Genomic DNA, 18,192 nt, shown 5'->3' with positions numbered 1-18,192 from the left:
CACGAATGAGGGGTACCTAACCTTGCGGAGAGCCGTACGCGCTAGTGTGTAGCTATGAACGACGCAAGTCACACCGCCGACCTCAAACGGCAGATTGATCAACTCGCCGAGCGCAACACCAAGCTCGCGTCCTTGTTGCAGGACTCTCGCAACAAGCTGCAGCAGATGCTCGCTGAAGTCAACGCCCTTTCCGAGCCTGCTTCGACCTATGGCGTCTTCCTCGGATACTCAGGCCGCGAGCACGACTCCCGCCGTGATGCCGAGGTCTATACCAACGGCAGGCCCATGCGCCTGAAGATCTCGCCCAACTTGGAGCCGGGCAGCCTCAGCGTGGGCCAGCAGGTGCGGCTTGGCGACGGCTTCGTGGTCGTCGAAGGCTGCGGGCATCCAGATACCGGCAACCTTGCCACCGTGCAGGAAAAAGTCGATGACTCTCGCGCCATCGTGGCTAATTCCTCTGGTGAGGAACAGGTCGTTCTGCTCGCCACCCGTCTCCGCGAGGGCGTACGCGCTGGCGACACCATCCTCATCGACTCCAAGTCCGGCGTCGCACTAGAGAAGATCGAAAAGACCGAGGTTGCGCAGCTCTCGCTGGAGGAAGTTCCTGACGTCACCTACGAGGACATCGGTGGCCTCGACGCGCAGATCTCCCAAATCCGCGACTCCGTGGAGCTACCCTTCCTGCATCCGGATCTCTACCGCCAGTATGACCTCGAGCCGCCCAAAGGCGTGCTCCTATACGGCCCTCCCGGCTGTGGCAAGACCCTGATCGCCAAGGCAGTGGCCAATTCTCTTGCCAATAAGATGGGCAGCGCCGGCCCGAGTTACTTCCTCAACGTCAAGGGCCCAGAGCTGCTCAACAAGTATGTCGGTGAGACCGAGCGCCGCATTCGCCTCATCTTCGAGCGCGCCCGCGAGCTGGCGGCTCTCGACGCCGCGCGTCCTGTCATCGTCTTTTTCGACGAGATGGAGTCCATCTTCCGCACGCGTGGCTCCGGCGTGTCCTCCGATATGGAGACCACCGTGGTCCCACAGCTGTTGACGGAGCTCGACGGCGTAGAGAAGCTGGGCAACGTCATCGTCATCGGTGCCACCAACCGCGAGGAACTCATTGACCCCGCGATTATGCGCCCGGGCCGCCTCGACATCAAGATTCGTGTGAACCGCCCCAACAAGCAGAGCGCACGCGATATCTTCTCCCGTCACTTGGGGGAAAAAGTCCCGCACCAGGGCGATGTCGATGCTCTTATCGACGCCGCGGTAGAGGATCTGTATTCGGAACGCCCATTTGTGCGCTTGCACTACTTGAACGATGAGCCGCGCATTCTCTACTACCGCGACTTCGTGTCCGGCGCGATGATCGCAAACATCATCGCCCGCGCGAAGAAGCTGGCCATCAAGGAGGCTCTGGCCGGGGATGCCCGCGCAGCCCAAGGCATCACCGAGAATCACCTGCGCCAAGCGATCGCCGCGGAGCAGGCGGAGTCCGAGTACGTCCCAACCTCCGCAAGCCCGGAGGAGTGGACAAAGATTGTCGCGGGAACCGAGGCTGGCGCCGAGGTCACCCGCGTTGAGTTGATGGGTTTTAGGAGCACCTCATGGCACGCGTCTTAGGAACTGAAACTGAATACGGCATCTCCACGCCAACTAACCCGGAGATGTCACCTATTGTCACCTCGACTCACGCGGTCGTCGCTTATGCCGCGCTGCATACAGGGGCCCGCTCGCGCTGGGATTTCCGGGAGGAACACCCGCTGCGAGATTCCCGGGGCTTCGACCTCAAGCGCTACCAGACGGTACCCATCGTGGACCCCAACGCCATTGGTGTTGCCAACGTGGTCACCGCCAACGGCGCGCGCTTCTACGTCGATCACGCGCACCCCGAGTATTCCTCGCCAGAGTGCACCAATGCTTGGGACGCCATGCTTTACGACGCTGCCGGTGACCTCATCCTGCGCCGCGCCGCCGCATCCGTCGCGGAGCTCACAGAGCAGGGCACCTCGGTGCTCGCCAACCATGATCCGTGCCCGCCGCTGAAGTTCTACAAGAACAACGTGGACGGCAAAGGCGCTTCCTATGGTTCCCACGAGAACTACCAGTATCGCCGCAGCACCGACTTTGGCGACATCGCTGCGGGACTCATTCCCTTCTTTGTCGCCCGCCAGGTAGTCATTGGTGCAGGACGCGTGGGCAGGGGACAAGACGGCGAGGAGGCCGGCTTCCAAATTTCCCAACGCGCCGACTACATCGAGCAGGAGATCTCGCTAGAGACCACGCTCAACCGCGGCATCATCAACACTCGTGACGAGCCGCATGCCGTGGCAGCGGACTTCGGGCGCCTGCACGTCATCATCGGCGACGCGAACATGTCGCAGACCTCAAACTTCTTGAAGCTGGGCATGACCTCCTTGGTCCTCGATGCCATCGAAGCCGGCGTTGACTTTAGCGATCTGCAGCTGCGCGACGCCGTGGCCGAGGTATCTAAGGTCAGCCACGACCTCACCTTGACCCACAAGCTGCAGCTCAAAGACGGCCGCGAACTCACAGCACTCGAGATTCTCGCGGTCTACCGCAAGCGCGTCGCTGCGGTGACGGACGTCGACAAGCGCGTGCTCGAAGCCTGGGACGAGGTGACAGGCCTGCTGTCTGCCGCCCCAATGTCGGCAGCGCATCTCTTGGACTGGGTGGCCAAGTACCAGCTCATCAAGGGCTATATGGACCGCGGCGTGGATCCTGCGAACCCGAAGCTTGCGCTCATCGATCTTCAGTACACTGACATCGACCCAGCGAAGTCGCTATACCACGCGCTCGTGCGCAAGGGACGCATGCGCACGCTCGTCAGCGATGAGGACATCGCCCGCGCTGCGGATAATCCGCCTCGCGACACCCGCGCCTTCTTCCGCGGCAGTATCACGCAGAAGTACAGCGAAGATCTGCTGGCGGCCAGCTGGCAGACACTGTCTTTCCGCACCCCGACGGGCACGGCCACCGTAGCGCTGGACGATACGCGCGGGCTTGGCGCTGACGACGTCGAGAAGCTCATTGCGGACTCCGCAGACTCCCAGGAGCTATTGGCCAAGCTCGGCCACATGGGCGTAAACGTCGAGTACTCTAAACATGGTTAAGAAAGGAAAAGTAGAGCTATGAGTGGAAACCAATCCCAGGTCAACGCTGGCAACGGCGGAAACGACGGCGACGCATCTGAGGACTTGGCCGCAGGCCAGGTTAGCATCAACAGCGCCGGCACCGAGGATCTCCTTGACGAGATCGACGGACTGCTGGAGAACAACGCCGAGGAATTCGTGCGCGCTTACGTACAAAAGGGCGGCGAATAATCGTGGGGGAACTCGCCACAGGTCCGGTCTATGCCCGCCGCATTATGGGAATTGAGACCGAATACGGAATCACCTCGAGTGCCAGCGGCGATCAACGGAGAATGACTCCGGACGAGATCGCCCGCATCCTTTTCCGTCCCGTGGTGGACGAGTACTCCTCCTCGAATATCTTTCATCCCAACGCCTCACGCTTGTACCTCGATGTAGGTTCCCACCCGGAGGTGGCCACCGCGGAGTGCGATAGCCTCACCCAGCTCATCAACTATGAGCGCGCTGGCGACCGCGTGGTTGATGACTTAGCACGCCGCGCTGAGGAAGCTCTCGCGGCGGAACAACAGCCCCGCGCGGTGTACCTGTTCAAGAACAACGTTGACTCGGTCGGCAATTCCTATGGTTGCCACGAGAACTACCTCATCAGCCGGCACGTGGTGCTCAAGGATTTGGGCGTAGCCCTGCTTCCATTCATGATTACCCGCCAGCTGATCTGCGGTGCGGGAAAGGTTCAGCCCGCGCGAGGCGAGGAATCAGCGCACTTCCTGCTTTCGCAGCGCGCCGACCAGGTGTGGGAAGGCGTTTCTTCCGCGACCACTCGTTCGCGCCCCATCATCAACACCCGCGACGAGCCGCACGGTGACTCAAAGCGCTTTCGCCGCATGCACGTCATCGTGGGCGATTCCAACATGTCCGAGCCGACGTTGGCGCTCAAGGTCGGCTCTGCGTTGTTGATGCTGGAGATGCTCGAGGCCGGATTCGACGTTCCGCGCTTCGAGGTTGTTGATCCGATTCACCACATTCGCGAGATTGCCAGGGATACGACGGGGCGAACGCCGCTGCCATTGGCTGATGGTTCCACGATCACTGCGTTGGAGGTGCAGCAGGCGCTATGCGACGCCGCCCGCCGCTGGCTTAACGAGCGCGAAGACGCAGGCACCCCGTCGGCTGAGATGGCGCGCGTGGTCGACTTGTGGGAGCGCACATTGCATGCCATTGAGACCCAGGACTTCTCGGGCGTTGACCGCGAGATCGATTGGGTTATTAAGCGCGGACTGCTAGACCGTTACCGCGACCGCCTGGGCGGGGAGTGGGGCCACCCGAAGCTGGCACAGATTGACCTGACCTATCACGACATCCGGCCGGACCGCGGTTTGTTCAGCATCTTGGAAAGCCGCGGAATGGTGGAGCGTTGGACCACTGACGAAGCAATTGCTAAGTGCATCAACACCCCGCCGCAGACCACGCGCGCCAAGTTGCGCGGGCAGTTCCTGGCGGAGGCGCGCAGGCTGGGATCTAATGTCACTGTGGACTGGACACGCTTGAAGGTCAACCGCCCTGAGCCCATGACGGAGGAGTTTTCTGACCCGTTCGTTTCAGAGGATCCCCGCCTGCAAGCGTTGTTAGACTACATGGAGCATAACGCCTAGTTCCCGTGCCTGCCTAGATCCCGTGCGTATGGTTGGCGCGGTGCAGGTATGCGCGCTGTATTCTTAAATAAACCTGTTTGCATATAACCGATGTGAAGGAGCATGCCCGCATGGCTGAAGGGAATCCGGCAAAGCGCGACGAGGCCGTCGAGCGGCTGACCAACCTTTCCTTTGCCTTGCAAGGCGCGGCACATGGTGGCGGCAGCCCGGACCGCAGCGCGGCTTGGATCCGCAAGAATGTCGAGGGTTATCAGAATCGCAGCGATGAGGCCTTCTTGAAGCAGCTCTCGCGCGACGTCGTCACGCTGCAACGCGCGGGTGTCCCAGTGGTCCACTCCAGTGGCGAGAATGGATCGATGTACCGCCTCAACCAGGACGAGTACCAGCTGCCGCCCGTTGACTTCACTCCTGAGGAGGCCATGGTCTTGGGCGTGGCTGGCGGAATTGGCAAGCCAGGCGGCTTGAGTGACTTCACGCTGTCGGCGTGGACGAAGATCGCAGCCTCTGGTGCATCCCGCGACCTGAGCGGCGCACCCGTCTACGTTGCGGTCAACGACATCACCCGCATCAGCCCGGAGCTGACCACCGCAGTCATCACGGCGGTGCGCGCGCATCTCCGCATTACTTTTGATTACTACGCCACGCCCTCCTCACCGGCAGTGCGGCGCACGATGGACCCGTGGGGACTAGTCAACCACAACAGCCGCGTGTACTTGGTTGGCTGGGACGTTGACCGTGAGGCGCCCCGCGTGTTCCGTGCAACGCGCATCGATAACGTCAAAAGGTCGCGCCAGGACGCCACGCACCTTACTGTGCCTGGCCCGCTGCAAGACCTCGTTGTTGAGGCTCTCCAACGCGGCGAGACCGTGGCCGCGCTCGTTTCGATCCCGCAGGGCAGCGCGCTCGAGCTCGCTGCTGCTGGCACCCAGCGGGAAGATGGGCTCTATGCCATGAATGGAGTGGAAAAGGACTGGCTTGTTCGCACTGCTGCTAGCTATGCACCAGGCGTTGAGGTCCTCGAGCCCGCCGCGGTTCGCGCCGCCATCATCGAGCTGCTTACCGCAGAACGCCCGCAGGAAGGGGAGAAGTAGACATGGCTGATGGTTCCCAAAAGCTCCAAGCGCTGGTGCGCTCACTTAATCTGATTCCCTATTTCCGCAACCACCCTGGGCAAAGCCCAATGGAGGCCGCCACGGACCTGGGGATGACACCAGCGGAGCTCAAGGACGCGGTGGATCGCCTCTTTTGTTCAGGCGTTGGGCGTAATACAGAGGACCTCATCGATCTTTCCTTTGATTACCGCGACGGTATCCAGATCTACAACGATCAGGGCTTGACCCAGGCACTGCGTCTCACGCCTACGGAGGCGGGCGCGTTGCTGCTGACCCTCGAGTCCTTGGAAGCCATGCCGGGTCTAATCGACACTGCCGCTGTGCGGTCCGCCGCTGCAAAGCTGCGCGACATCATGGACGAAAAGACCGCAGCCATCTACGACTCGCTGGCGCACATCGACCCCACTGAGTCCGAGGTGCAGGCCGCGCTTGCGGGCGCCGTCGACAAGCGCCAACGCGTGCGCTTCAAGTACTGGTCCGCATCAAGCAACCAAGAAAAGGAACGTACCGTCGATCCGGCGCGTATTTTCATCTTCGAATCGGAGCCCTACCTCGTGGCCTGGGACGAGTCTGTAGGCGCACACCGCACCTTCCGCCTTGACCGCATGCGTCAAGTAAAAGTGCTGGAAGAAAAGGCTAATCCGCGCGTTCGTCAGCTCGACTTTGACCCTGCCCAGCCTTTCGAAATGCGACACGCCAAGACTGCGCAACTAGAGATTCAACCAGAATTCACTTGGCTTGCTGAGCAGCACGATATGACTTTAGGTGAGGCCCTAGAAAATGGTCGTGTAGCTGCAACGATGCCAATTGGTGGTGAGGACTGGTTTATTCGTTTCGCACTCAGCCAAGCAGATAGAGTGCGAGTTGTGGGCCCTGAAACGCTTGTTCAAGCAATTGCAGATCGGCGAATCGCGGCCCTTAAGCGTTATACTCAATAGCCGAAAGTTAACTCAATAGACCAGCTCCACATGAGCCTGTCGAACAGAAAGAGGCACCCATGCCAATCGGTCCTAGGGAATTACTTATTATCCTTCTCGTCGTCGTCCTGCTTTTCGGCGCCAAGAAGCTGCCTGAGCTGGCTCGCTCTATGGGCCGTTCGATGCGCATTTTCAAGTCTGAGGTCAACGAGATGAAGGCTGAGAATGAACAGCAAGGCCAGCTCGCAAAGCCTGCGAATCAGACTGATGAAGAGTTCTGGAACAGCCCGGAAATGCAGCCTCGCCAGACCCAGCCGCGTTCTGAAGGCAACCCAAACTCATAGATGTGGTTAGCGCTTCTGACACGCAATAGCCGTGTCGGAGGCGCTTTATTCGTTCCAGATTTTTCTTTTCACGGAAGGTCGATGTCAATGTCTGCACAGGGAAGTGTTGCTGGCCAACAAAGGCCAGCGCGTAAGCGACCCCTGCTCAAGAGGTTCGGCAAGCGTAAGTCCAATCCCATGGGCGAGATGACGCTGGTTGAGCACCTTCAGGAGTTGCGCAAGCGCATCGTCATTTCACTCGTCGTGCTCGCCATCGGCGCCGTCATCGGATTCATCTGGTACGAACAAGCTCCCTTGGGGCTGCGCCCGCTAGGCGAGATCCTGCGTGGCCCATATTGTGAACTTCCTGCTGAGCGCCGCGCCTCCTTCAGCGCTGACGGGGAGTGCCGCCTCTTGGCCACCAGCCCGTTTGAAATGCTGACTTTGCGCTTGAAAGTGGGCACACTCGCTGGCACTGTGCTGGCCTCACCGGTTTGGCTGTACCAAATCTGGGCGTTCATCGTGCCTGGCCTGCACAAGAACGAGAAGAAGTACACCTTCATCTTCGTTACCACCGCCGTCATTCTCTTCGTTGGCGGCGCCGTACTGGCCTACTACATTCTCTCCGTCGGCCTTGAGTTCCTCATGAGCATGGGCGAGGAGTTCCAAACGGCCGCTCTGACTGGTGAGCGCTACTATTACTACCTTCTCGCGATGCTCCTCATCTTCGGCGTGAGCTTTGAGATCCCGCTGCTGGTAGTCATGCTCAACATCATCGGCATCTTGGAATACCGAGTGATCAGGAACAAGCGCCGCATCATCTTTGTGGTCATCCTCATCTTCGCGGCGGTGGTTACTCCGGGCCAGGAAGTCTTCTCGATGATCGTCTTGGGCGTAGCGCTCGAGGTCCTCATCGAGTCCGCGTTCCAGTTCTGCCGCATCAATGACAAACGGCGCAACCGCAACCGTCCGGATTGGTTGGATGTGGACGACGAGTCTGCTTCGGCGTTGGATGACGACACCACGGGTATCGGGCTGCCTACGCCGGTTGAAGCCGCACAACCTGTTTCTTCCTCGCACCTGGCACCCCGCACTCATGGCGCGCCGCCAACCGCACCTTCCGCAGCGCCTAACTCGGCGCCAAGTACGCCGCCTAACGCGGGCTTCTTCGACGACGTCCTGTAGCAGCGGGTAACCTGAGGACTTATGACTTCCACACACCTGGATACCTTCCGCGATAGACTGTCCCACCCGCTGGATGATTTTCAGGTCGAGGGATGCCGGGCCGTTGAAGAAGGACACGGTGTCCTCGTCTGCGCGCCCACCGGCGCGGGCAAGACCATTGTGGGCGAGTTCGCTGTGTCCCTGGCGCTAAGCCGCGGAACCCGTTGCTTCTACACCACGCCCATCAAGGCGCTGAGCAACCAGAAGTACCACGATCTTGTCGCCGCACACGGCGCGGACGCCGTCGGCCTGCTCACGGGCGATGTCTCCATCAACTCCCAGGCAGAAATCCTCGTCATGACCACTGAGGTTCTGCGCAACATGATCTACGCAGAGTCCGGGGCGTTGGACCGCCTGAGCCACGTGGTCATGGATGAAGTCCACTTCCTCGCCGATGCCTCTCGCGGCGCAGTGTGGGAAGAGGTCATCCTGAATCTCCACGAGAGTGTCTCCATCATCGGCCTGTCCGCCACGGTGTCGAACTCGGAGGAGTTCGGCGAGTGGCTTTCCGCCGTGCGCGGCGACACCACGGTTATCGTCTCTGATCATCGCCCGGTGCCTCTGGACCAGTGGATGATGATTGGCCGCAAGATCTACCCACTGTTTGAGCCCGAGTCCGGCGGCCAAGTCAATGCCGAGTTGGCACGGCGCATCCGTCGTCTTGAGGCGGGCGATAGCGACGACGGGCGCAACGACGCCCATTCGGGCCAGGGCTTCCGCGCCCGTGCCCGCCACAAGGGCGGTGACCGCGATTCACGTAACTCCCGCGGTGGCCGCGGCCGTTCCGGCGCCTCCCGCCCGCAGGACCGCTACCGTCCGCTGGGCCGCCCTGAGACTCTCCAGGTTCTGCAGGGCATGGACATGCTCCCTGCCATCACGTTCATCTTCTCCCGCGCGGGTTGCGATGGCGCGCTCCACCAGTGTCTGCGCAGCCGCATGGTGCTCACCACGCAAGAAGAATCCGAGCGCATCAAGGCCATCATCGACGCAGGTGTCGAGGGCATTCCAGAAGAAGATCTTCAGGTCCTTGACTTCAAGCGATGGCGCGAAGCATTGTCCCGCGGCTTTGCGGCCCACCACGCGGGAATGCTTCCTGCATTCCGGCACATCGTCGAAGACCTCTTCGTGCAAGGCTTAGTCCGCGCCGTATTCGCCACCGAGACTCTTGCCTTGGGCATCAACATGCCTGCTCGCACGGTCATCCTGGAAAAGCTGGTGAAGTTCAACGGCGAGGCGCACGTCGATCTCACCCCGGGCCAGTACACGCAGTTAACCGGCCGCGCGGGTCGTCGCGGCATCGACACCATCGGCAATGCCGTGGTGCAGTGGGCCCCAGCTATGGATCCGCATGCGGTCGCAGGTCTGGCCTCCACGCGTACCTACCCGCTGATTTCCACGTTTGCGCCCGGCTACAACATGGCTATCAACCTGCTGGGCATGCTGGGCTTCGAGGAGTCACTACGCCTGCTCGAGAAGTCCTTCGCGCAGTTCCAAGCTGATGGCTCGGTCGTCGAGGAGACCCGTGAGATCGAAAAGGCGGAGCACCGCGTGCGGGAGCTGCGCAATCAGCTTGACGACGCCATCGATGCACTCGCACCTCCATCACGCGATGGTGAAGACCCAGCAGAGGTCCTCATGGACTACATCCGCCTGCGTCGCAAGCTCACCGACGAGGAGAAGTCGGTGCGCGCCAACAACAATGCGCAGCGCAACCAAGAGGTCGCCGTGGTGCTCAGCCGTCTCCAGCTGGGCGACGTCATCGCCATCGCCGGCAAGAGGCATCCCATTCTTGCCGTCGTGGTCACTCCCGCGAATCAAGTCGCGGACCCACGCCCATGGGTGACTACCGAAACTGGATGGTCTGGCCGCATCGATGTCTCCGGCATCAACAATCCGCCAATCGTCGTGGGCCGCATGAAGCTCCCGCGTCCGGTGCAGAAAAACCCGCGTCGCAACACCAAGTTCATACAAGATTCCTTCAAGCGCAACCGCTACGACCGCCCAAAGAAGATGCGCATGGCGCCGCGCAACCGCACCAACAAGAAGGTGGGCGAGCTACGCGACGCCATCCGCAACCATCCGGCCCACTCGTGGCCAGCAACCGACCGCGAGCAACTGGCGGGTATCGCGCAAAAATTGGCGCGGCGCGAAAGGGACCTCGAGAAGGTCAGCAAGAAGGTCGAGCGGGCTACCGATACCTTGGGCAAGACCTTCGGACGTATCGTCGACTTGCTCTCTGAAATGGATTACGTCGAGTTCGAAGGCTTTGGCGAAGACCGCCGCCCAGTCATCACCGATGAAGGCGAGCGCCTTTCCCAGATCCACAGCGAGTCAGACTTGCTCGTAGCGCAGTGCTTGAAGCGTGGCATCTGGAATGAGCTAGACCCAGCGGAGCTAGCCGGTGTGGCATCCCTGTGCCTCTTTGAAAACCGCAAGGAAACCCGTGGCGAGCCGGAAGCGGCCACGGATGCCATGGCCGATGCCATGGAAGCTACGTATCGCATCTACACCGAGCTCATTGCCGACGAGGCCCGCCATAACCTCCCACGCACCCGTGAACCGGAAGCCGGCTTCGCACTCGCCATCCATCAGTGGGCCGCCGGAGCCCCGCTGGGATACTGCATGGCTGCCGCGAACGAAGCCGGTGCGGAACTTACCCCCGGCGACTTCGTGCGCTGGTGCCGCCAGGTGGTGGACATGCTGCAGCAGATCGCCAAGACCGGCTACGAGGAAGACATCCGCCGCAATGCCCGGCGCGCCATCGATGCAATTCAGCGCGGCGTCGTGGCCATCGGCGCTTAAGCACACCGCGTCCCCTGAAATGAAAGGGCGCGGGGTGCGCGGGTAGGCTCATGCACATGTCTGATTCGAACAGTACTTTTCCAGTGTCTGTATACGCCGACCGCTTGCAGCGGGCTCAAGAGGTATCCGCTGAAAAGGGGATTGACCTGCTTATTTTGGGTACCGGAGCCGACTTTGCTTATCTCACTGGTTCCTGGGTCTCCTCCCACGAGCGCTTAACCGCTTTGGTGCTTGGCCCCACGGGCAAGCCTTTCATCGTTGCCCCGTCTACGGACATCGAAACGCTCAGCTCCTCGCCTGTGGCGCAGCTCGGTTTGGAGTTGCGCGGCTGGAGCGATGGCGAGAACCCTTATGAGCTCGCCTGCGAGCCTCTGCGCGCCACGACATCTTCCAGTACCCCCACGGTGGCGCTTGGTGCATCGCTGACCGCTGACCACGTCTTGCGCATCCAGGGCCTGCTTGCTGAGTCCGCCCAGTCTGGTGCACAGCCTCAGTACGTGCTGGCCACCTACTCCTTGGCCGAGTTGTTTACCCGCAAGGACGCCGCCGAGCTGGAGGAGCTGACCAAGGCGGGCGCGGCTATCGACGCCGTCCACGCTGCTGTTCCTGGTCTGCTCAAGGCAGGACGCACCGAGGCTGACGTCGCAGCGGACCTGCGCGACCTGATCCTCCGCCAACACGTGGAGGTCGACTTCATCATCGTCGGTTCTGGCCCCAACGGTGCCAACCCGCACTACGACTACGGTGACCGCGTGCTGAGCAAAGGCGATCCAGTGGTCGTTGACATCGGAGGCACCCTGCCTTCGGGTTATCACTCCGACACCACCCGTACTTACGTTGTGGGCGGAGATCTGAGCGCAGCGCCTCAGGACTTCCAGGACGCTTACGCAGTACTGGAGCGCGCCCAGGCAGCTGGCCGCGCAGCAGCCAAGCCCGGCGCGACTGCACAGGAAGTCGACCGCGCTACCCGTGAGGTCATCGAGGAAGCCGGCTACGGCGAGTACTTTACGCACCGCACCGGACACGGCATTGGCCTGTCTACCCACGAGGAGCCCTTCATTATGGCTGGCAACGAGTTGGTCCTTGAGGAGGGCATGGCCTTTTCCATCGAGCCGGGCATCTACGTGCCAGGCAAGTGGGGCATGCGTCTTGAGGACATCGTGTACACCACCGCGGATGGATACGAATCCGTCAACCAGGCCCCCCGCGAGGTCCGCTAGATGGCAGGTGTGTTAATCCTCGGCGGGCGCAGTGACATCGGTGGCGAGATTGCGCAGCGTCTTGCTCCGGGAAACGAAATTGTCCTTGCAGCACGCGGCACCCACGGCATGGACGAGCGCATTAAGAAGCTCCGTGCCGCGGGCGCAACTGCAATCCATACTCTCGACTTCGACGCCACCGCCGTCGAGCAGCACCGTGCCATATTTCGTGCGGCACGTGAGCTGTGCGAGCACAGCGACGGAATCACCACCGCCGTAGTGGCTTTCGGCATCCTTGGTGACCAAGACCGTGCTGAGCACGATGAGGCCCATGCTTTCGATATCGCCTTGGTGGACTATGGCGCCCAGGTATCGATGCTGACGGTACTTGCTGATGAGATGACCCGCGGCCACATCATCGCCTTCTCGTCCATCGCCGGGCGGCGTGCCCGGCGCGCCAACTACGTCTATGGCTCTACCAAGGCTGGTCTCGATGCTTTCTGTCAAGGACTTGCCGATCGCCTGCATGGCGGCCCGCTCGCACTCATTACCGCGCGTCCGGGCTTTGTCATCGGTTCCATGACCACCGGAATGAAGCCAGCCCCGCTTTCGGTGACCCCAGACGCGGTTGCCGACGCCGTGGTTGATGCCATGTCTGGCAAGGGCGCGGGCACTGCTGACGCGCCGCGCAGCCGCACCCTCTGGATTCCGCGTCCCCTCCAAGCGTTGGCATGGGTCATGCGCGTGGTTCCGCGCCCCGTGTGGCGCCATATGCCGCGCTAGCTTGTTCTTACTTGTTACAGCAAAGGCGAATTCACGTCGAAGATAAACCCACGTGGTGCCAGCACGCGCAGGACCACTTCGGCGTCGCCTTCCGCGATGTCATGGAACACGAGCCCCTGCCACGGGGTGACCGTGATATCGACGTCGAGGCGTCCGATCAGGTCCGCGAACTCCGCTGGGATTACTCCCTTGTGCAGTCCTGCTCCTAGGTCAACGCGCCCTTCAGGGGTATGCTCAGCCAGCCAGCCGATGGGCTGGGTCGGCTTGTCCGAGGTCTCCGTTGCAGACAGCTTCAGCTCTTCCGTTCGGCCTGTATCCGCAGACGCTTCCTCCGGCGCCTTCGCCGCCGCTTCTTCAATCGCATTAACCAAGGCGGGCACGAGGTCCTCGATGGCCAGCACAGCGTCGGAAAGCACGCCCTGCGCAATCAGCTGAGCGCTGTCAGTGCCGCGTAAGAGCACGCCATAGTCGACGCCCTCCGCAACAATGTCGCCGCTTCCGTCATCGACGCCTAGGACAAGCTCAGAAGCCGCCTCCAGCCCCTCACAAACCGCCGCAATATCGCGGGCCAGTTCGCGCGCTGCTGCCGAGAGAGGGGAAGCCAAGACAGGCCGGCTTAGCGTGCTCAATGCAGGAGCGCTAACGCGAGCCACGAGCTGCGCTACGTCGTGGACACCGCGCAGCTCCAATGCTGCGTTCTGGGCGAGGTAGACATTGCCGTCGCCGAAATCCTGAGCCAGTCCTGCGATTTCAATCCAGTCTTCCGCCGTCGTCGCACCGGCTACCGGTTGGAAACGCGCGACGGTTCCATGGACGGCGTCGTCAAGCAGCAGCGGCGAACCTACGTGAGGCGTTTCAGGGGTATCAGTCATGGCTGCGAGTCTAACCGTTGCGTTCACTGCCCCTAGATTCCGGTTGTAGAAAACACGTCAGCGGGTGTTGGCCACGGCATGTATGCCGCGGATGGGTAGGGTAGAGGCCATGCCATTCGTTCTGTTTATCGCCTATACCTTGCTTGAGACACTCGCCTTTTGGGCCGTGGCCAAGTGGATTGGAATCCTGTGGGCACTCGTGGCCTTGTTCGTGTCGATGTTCTTCGGCATGTCCCTCGCAGGTATTGAAATTCGCCGCATCATGAGCCGCCAGATTGTGCGCGGGCAAGACGGGATCTACTACATGGACGGAAACCAAGCTGGCAAGACCGCCGGCAACGTGGGCCTGACGCTGGCAGGCGGCCTGTTGCTATCGATGCCAGGGTTTGTCTCAACGCTCATCGGCGCGCTACTCATCTTTGCGCCAACGCGCTCCCTGGCGCGCACGATTCTCGCGGCTTCTATGGTGCGCAAGATTGAGCACATGGGCACCCGCATCTTTGAAGCTTCGCCCATGGCGCAGCACCATGATTCCTATGGAAGCTTCGGAAACGCTGCGGACTACGGTTCAGCAACCGGGTATCCAGGCGGTGCCCAGGGGAGCCGCCCAGAGCCGGAGGTCCTCGACGAGGAAGAGATCCGTCAGTGGACCGAGAACCTCGATCCTGATGACTTCACCGGTGGCTCGGCCGACGACTCCGGAAACGATGCGGGAGACTCCAAGAAGTAATGAAACAATTTCTGTGCCGCCTAGCGCTTGCCGGCGTTTCAGGCGGTGTTACTTTTTGCGCTGTTGAGCCACTGGGTTGGTGGCCCATGGGGATCCTCGGTATCGCGTTGCTCTTTGCCGCCTTGGTGCCGTGGAGAGCCTCAAGCGTGAGCCTGAAAGCTGGAGCCGCAATCGCCAGCCTTCACGCGTTTTTTCTCTATCTGCTCACCTTGCCGTGGATCGGGGAGTTGGTGGGTAATTTCCCCTACATTGCTTTGGCATTCTGGCTCTCCCTCTATGCCATCTTGCTAGGTATCGGCGGGGCTGCACTTGCCCGCATGAGGTCGGGTTTCCTCTTGTTCCCGTTCTTTTACGTAGCGGTCGAGATGTTGCGCTCGAGCGTTCCCTTCGGCGGCTTTTCCTGGGTCCGCCTTGCCTGGGGACAGATTGAAGGGCCGTTGGCTAATCTGGCGCCGTGGGGCGGGCCAGCGCTCATCACTTTCGCCACCGTCATGTGCGCGTGCGGATTGGTGGGTTTGGTACAGGCCCGCGGAAAACTCCGTGCGGCTGCGCTGGCGGCAGTGGTGCTTCCCTTGGTGGCAGGGCTCGCGGCGGGACTCGGTATCAACCGCCCGGACCATACTGTGGGCGAAGTCAAGGTAGCCGCGATTCAGGGCAACGTCCCGCGGATGGGCCTGGATTTTGCCGCCCAGCGCAGGGCCGTATTGGAAAACCACGTCCGAGTCACACAGGAAGCCGCCAATGCGGCCCAGGAAAACAAGGAAGACCCCATCGATCTGGTGATCTGGCCGGAGAATTCCTCCGACGTCAATCCTCTTAAGGATGCGCAGGCACGCATGCTTATCGACGCCGCCGTCGACGCCATCGACGCGCCCGTTCTGGTGGGTACGCTAACGAAGGACGCGGTGGGCTACCGCAACACCATGCAGGTTTTCGAGCCAGGTGGGGAAGTAGGAGAGCACCACTACAAGAAGTATTTGCAGCCCTTCGGCGAGACGATGCCTATGCGGAATTTCTTCCGCAAGTTCACGGACATGGTCGACCTAGCCAGCGATTTCAAGCCGGGCGACGGCCCCGGTGTGGTCACGATGAACGACGTTCTCGTCGGTGTGGCCACATGCTACGAGGTCTCTTTCGACCAGGCATTCCGCAGTTCGGTGAACAACGGTGCTCAAATTCTTTCGACGCCTACGAACAACGCCACCTTCGGTTACTCCGACATGACCTATCAGCAACTAGCCATGAGCCGCCTGCGCGCCTTGGAGACTGACCGCGCCGTGGTTATCGCCGCAACATCGGGAGTCTCGGCCATTGTCCATCCGGATGGCCGGGTGAGCCAACACAGCGAAATCTTTGAGCCGAAGTATCTCATTGAGACGCTGCCGCTGCGCAAGGGAGTGACCTTTGCCGTGAGGTATGGTTCGCTCCTGCAATGGCTCATGGTTATCATTGGAACAGTCAGCGCACTACTTGCTCTCCGTTCTGCACGCAGGACAGGCAATCTTGAAAAGCCAGGAGCCCGTGGCAAGCAACGTGCGCCTAAACAAAACTCTGCTACACCGGCAGCAAACAACGAGGAGCTTTAAAACGTGAGCACTACCCACGCTTCCACCTTGGTTATCATCCCGACCTACAACGAGATTGAGAACCTTCCGCTGATCACCGGCCGTGTCCGCAAGGCAACCCCAGAGGTCAGCATTCTGATCGTGGACGATAACTCGCCTGACGGCACCGGTGAGGCTGCAGACAAGCTGGCTGCTGAGGATGACAAGCTGCACGTCCTCCACCGTGAGGGCAAGGGCGGCCTCCTAGGTGCTTACATTGCTGGCTTCAAGTGGGGCTTGGAGCGCGACTACCAGGTCCTCTGTGAGATGGACGCTGACGGTTCCCACGCACCTGAGCAGCTGCACTTGCTCCTCGCTGAGATCGACAAGGGCGCGGACCTCGTCATCGGTTCCCGCTACGTACCGGGCGGCGAGACCATCAACTGGCCTGCTTCCCGCGAATACCTGTCCCGCTTGGGCAACTTGTACATCTCCGTGGCGCTGGGCGCCGGCCTGTCCGACATGACCGCAGGCTACCGCGCATTCACGCGTGAGCTGCTGGAGTCCATCGACTTCGACGACCTGTCGAAAGCTGGCTACATCTTCCAGGTTGACTTGGCTTTCCGCGCTGTCAAGGATGGCTGGGATGTACGCGAGGTACCAATCACCTTCACCGAGCGCGAGTACGGTGAGTCGAAGCTGGACGGCTCCTTCGTCAAGGATTCCCTCTTCGAGGTCACCAAGTGGGGCATTGCACACCGTTCCGAGCAGGCCAAGGACTTGGCTGGCGAGGTCAGCAACATCGCGTCCTACACTTACCGCCACAGCTCCCTTCCGGGCCTGGCTGGCAAGCTCAAAGAAGGCTTTGCCTGGACCGGCGACTTCGCTGACGAGGTACAGTCCCTGCTGAAGCACCAGTTCGGCAGCAAGTCTAAGTAGGCAAAGCAAGCCGAGTAGGCTCCGAGCGGCTCACCATGAGCCGCCTACTAAGACGAAAGGGGCGCGCTACATTCCCAGCAATGGGGAAGTAGCGCGCCCCTTTTGTGCGCTATGTACAGCATGTGCGGCGCTGCAGAAACCGAGTTCTAGCTCTGATTCTCCTGCTGCTCCTTGAGCAGACGAGCAGCGGAGCGGCGGCGGGAGCGCAGCTGATCGATGCGCTCGGTAAGCAGTTCGTCGAGTTCCTCGATGGAACGGCGCTCACGCAGCATGTCCCAGTGGGTACGTGGCGGCTTGGCTGGCTTGGATTCTACGCCTTCGCCCTCCATAAGGGTGCCCAGCTTACCGTTCTTACACATCCACTCCTCAGGAATTTCCGCATCATCTGCGAAAGGAACTTCGTAGATGTCACCGTCTTCGGTGCGGTACTTGACCATCTGGCGTGGTGCTAGGTCGTGGTCACGGTCCGTCTCGTAGCTGACGGCGCCCATACGGCTACCACGGAGTACGCGATCTGCCATGCAACATCATCCTTTTCATAAAGAGTGCTCGGAAGGGTTGATATAAATCACCCAAGAAACTAACAGTATAACGAAGTACAGCGTGCGTTTGTTCCCACCCCGGGTTAAATGGACTAAGGTGTAACAGGTGATCCGTCAAGCTAGCCGCGACCGTGCTGTCGCATCGTGTCAATGGTGCGGCAAGGAGATCCCACAAGGAGGGCGCGGACGCCCTCGCAAATTCTGTAGCGCATCATGCAAGCAACGCGCATATGAGCAGCGTAATAACGTTTCGGGTACATCAATTCCGAAGAACGCTGTGATCATGACTCCGGAGCGTGCTGATGAATTGCGGGATGGATTATTTGAACTACGCTGCTCAGCCGAGGACGTCGCAATGGCAGCGAAGGAAGGTGCAGATGGAGATGAGCTCCAGGAACTGTGTTCTGAACTCGTCGCCTTGGCACGTCGGCTCGAGGAATTGAGATAAG

17 protein-coding genes are annotated in these 18,192 nt (G+C 60.7%); 15 read left to right on the top strand and 2 right to left on the bottom strand.

The window, feature by feature from the left end:
- Positions 1-54 precede the first annotated feature (54 nt).
- From arc to HMPREF0308_RS10670, 11 genes are all read left to right on the top strand, one after another.
- Positions 55-1,614: a proteasome ATPase gene (gene arc / locus HMPREF0308_RS10720; RefSeq protein WP_005531511.1), complete on the top strand. Its 1,560-nt coding sequence runs from the start codon at positions 55-57 to the stop codon at positions 1,612-1,614.
- On the top strand, positions 1,599-3,125 hold the full coding sequence (dop, locus tag HMPREF0308_RS10715; RefSeq protein WP_005531510.1) for a depupylase/deamidase Dop: 1,527 nt from the start codon (positions 1,599-1,601) through the stop codon (positions 3,123-3,125). The genes arc and dop overlap by 16 nt, the downstream gene beginning before the upstream one ends.
- A gap of 18 nt (positions 3,126-3,143) precedes the next feature.
- Positions 3,144-3,335 carry a ubiquitin-like protein Pup gene (locus HMPREF0308_RS10710; protein ID WP_005531508.1) on the top strand — a complete coding sequence of 64 codons (192 nt, stop codon included), beginning with the start codon at positions 3,144-3,146 and terminating at the stop codon, positions 3,333-3,335.
- Between the two features lie 44 nt (positions 3,336-3,379).
- Complete coding sequence (pafA, locus tag HMPREF0308_RS10705) at positions 3,380-4,756, top strand: Pup--protein ligase (RefSeq protein WP_050765453.1); 1,377 nt, start codon at positions 3,380-3,382, stop codon at positions 4,754-4,756.
- A 110-nt stretch (positions 4,757-4,866) separates the two neighbouring features.
- Positions 4,867-5,847: a helix-turn-helix transcriptional regulator gene (locus HMPREF0308_RS10700; RefSeq protein ID WP_005531504.1), complete on the top strand. Its 981-nt coding sequence runs from the start codon at positions 4,867-4,869 to the stop codon at positions 5,845-5,847.
- Between the two features lie 2 nt (positions 5,848-5,849).
- Positions 5,850-6,806 (top strand): helix-turn-helix transcriptional regulator, encoded by a 957-nt coding sequence (locus HMPREF0308_RS10695; protein ID WP_005531502.1) that lies wholly within the window; start codon positions 5,850-5,852, stop codon positions 6,804-6,806.
- A 59-nt stretch (positions 6,807-6,865) separates the two neighbouring features.
- Positions 6,866-7,129 carry a Sec-independent protein translocase subunit TatA gene (tatA, locus tag HMPREF0308_RS10690; protein ID WP_005531500.1) on the top strand — a complete coding sequence of 88 codons (264 nt, stop codon included), beginning with the start codon at positions 6,866-6,868 and terminating at the stop codon, positions 7,127-7,129.
- Between the two features lie 87 nt (positions 7,130-7,216).
- Positions 7,217-8,293 (top strand): twin-arginine translocase subunit TatC, encoded by a 1,077-nt coding sequence (gene tatC, locus HMPREF0308_RS10685; RefSeq protein WP_005531498.1) that lies wholly within the window; start codon positions 7,217-7,219, stop codon positions 8,291-8,293.
- Positions 8,294-8,314: 21 nt separating this feature from the next.
- Positions 8,315-11,134, top strand: coding sequence for a DEAD/DEAH box helicase (locus HMPREF0308_RS10680; protein ID WP_005531497.1), 2,820 nt, complete (start codon positions 8,315-8,317; stop codon positions 11,132-11,134).
- Between the two features lie 56 nt (positions 11,135-11,190).
- Positions 11,191-12,354 carry a M24 family metallopeptidase gene (locus HMPREF0308_RS10675; RefSeq protein ID WP_034657504.1) on the top strand — a complete coding sequence of 388 codons (1,164 nt, stop codon included), beginning with the start codon at positions 11,191-11,193 and terminating at the stop codon, positions 12,352-12,354.
- Complete coding sequence (locus HMPREF0308_RS10670) at positions 12,355-13,116, top strand: SDR family oxidoreductase (protein ID WP_005531492.1); 762 nt, start codon at positions 12,355-12,357, stop codon at positions 13,114-13,116.
- A 14-nt stretch (positions 13,117-13,130) separates the two neighbouring features.
- Here the strand turns inward: HMPREF0308_RS10670 and HMPREF0308_RS10665 are convergent, their stop codons facing one another.
- Positions 13,131-13,988 carry a cobalamin biosynthesis protein CobG gene (locus tag HMPREF0308_RS10665; RefSeq protein WP_005531491.1) on the bottom strand — a complete coding sequence of 286 codons (858 nt, stop codon included), beginning with the start codon at positions 13,986-13,988 and terminating at the stop codon, positions 13,131-13,133.
- A gap of 109 nt (positions 13,989-14,097) precedes the next feature.
- Between HMPREF0308_RS10665 and HMPREF0308_RS10660 the strand changes: the two genes are divergently transcribed.
- Genes HMPREF0308_RS10660 through HMPREF0308_RS10650 form a run of 3 tightly spaced genes read left to right on the top strand, consistent with a single transcriptional unit; the run spans position 14,098 to position 17,201 of the window.
- The gene (locus tag HMPREF0308_RS10660) at positions 14,098-14,718 is read left to right on the top strand and encodes an FxsA family protein (RefSeq protein ID WP_034657502.1); all 621 of its coding nucleotides are present in this window, start codon (positions 14,098-14,100) and stop codon (positions 14,716-14,718) included.
- Positions 14,718-16,304: an apolipoprotein N-acyltransferase gene (gene lnt, locus HMPREF0308_RS10655; protein WP_005531488.1), complete on the top strand. Its 1,587-nt coding sequence runs from the start codon at positions 14,718-14,720 to the stop codon at positions 16,302-16,304. The genes HMPREF0308_RS10660 and lnt overlap by 1 nt, the downstream gene beginning before the upstream one ends.
- A gap of 3 nt (positions 16,305-16,307) precedes the next feature.
- Entirely contained in the window at positions 16,308-17,201 is an 894-nt protein-coding gene (locus HMPREF0308_RS10650) for a polyprenol monophosphomannose synthase (protein ID WP_005531487.1), read from the top strand.
- A 146-nt stretch (positions 17,202-17,347) separates the two neighbouring features.
- Here HMPREF0308_RS10650 and HMPREF0308_RS10645 read toward each other — a convergent pair whose 3' ends face one another.
- On the bottom strand, positions 17,348-17,722 hold the full coding sequence (locus HMPREF0308_RS10645) for an RNA polymerase-binding protein RbpA (protein WP_034657500.1): 375 nt from the start codon (positions 17,720-17,722) through the stop codon (positions 17,348-17,350).
- Positions 17,723-17,852: 130 nt separating this feature from the next.
- Here HMPREF0308_RS10645 and HMPREF0308_RS14245 point away from each other — a divergent pair, with 130 nt between their 5' ends.
- Complete coding sequence (locus HMPREF0308_RS14245; protein WP_080548661.1) at positions 17,853-18,191, top strand: hypothetical protein; 339 nt, start codon at positions 17,853-17,855, stop codon at positions 18,189-18,191.
- Position 18,192: the final 1 nt, after the last annotated feature.

This window comes from Corynebacterium striatum ATCC 6940 (assembly GCF_000159135.1).
Classification (GTDB): Bacteria; Actinomycetota; Actinomycetes; order Mycobacteriales; family Mycobacteriaceae; genus Corynebacterium; species Corynebacterium striatum.
Note: the sequence above shows the minus strand (reverse complement) of the source record. Positions and strands in the feature narration are given on the sequence as shown.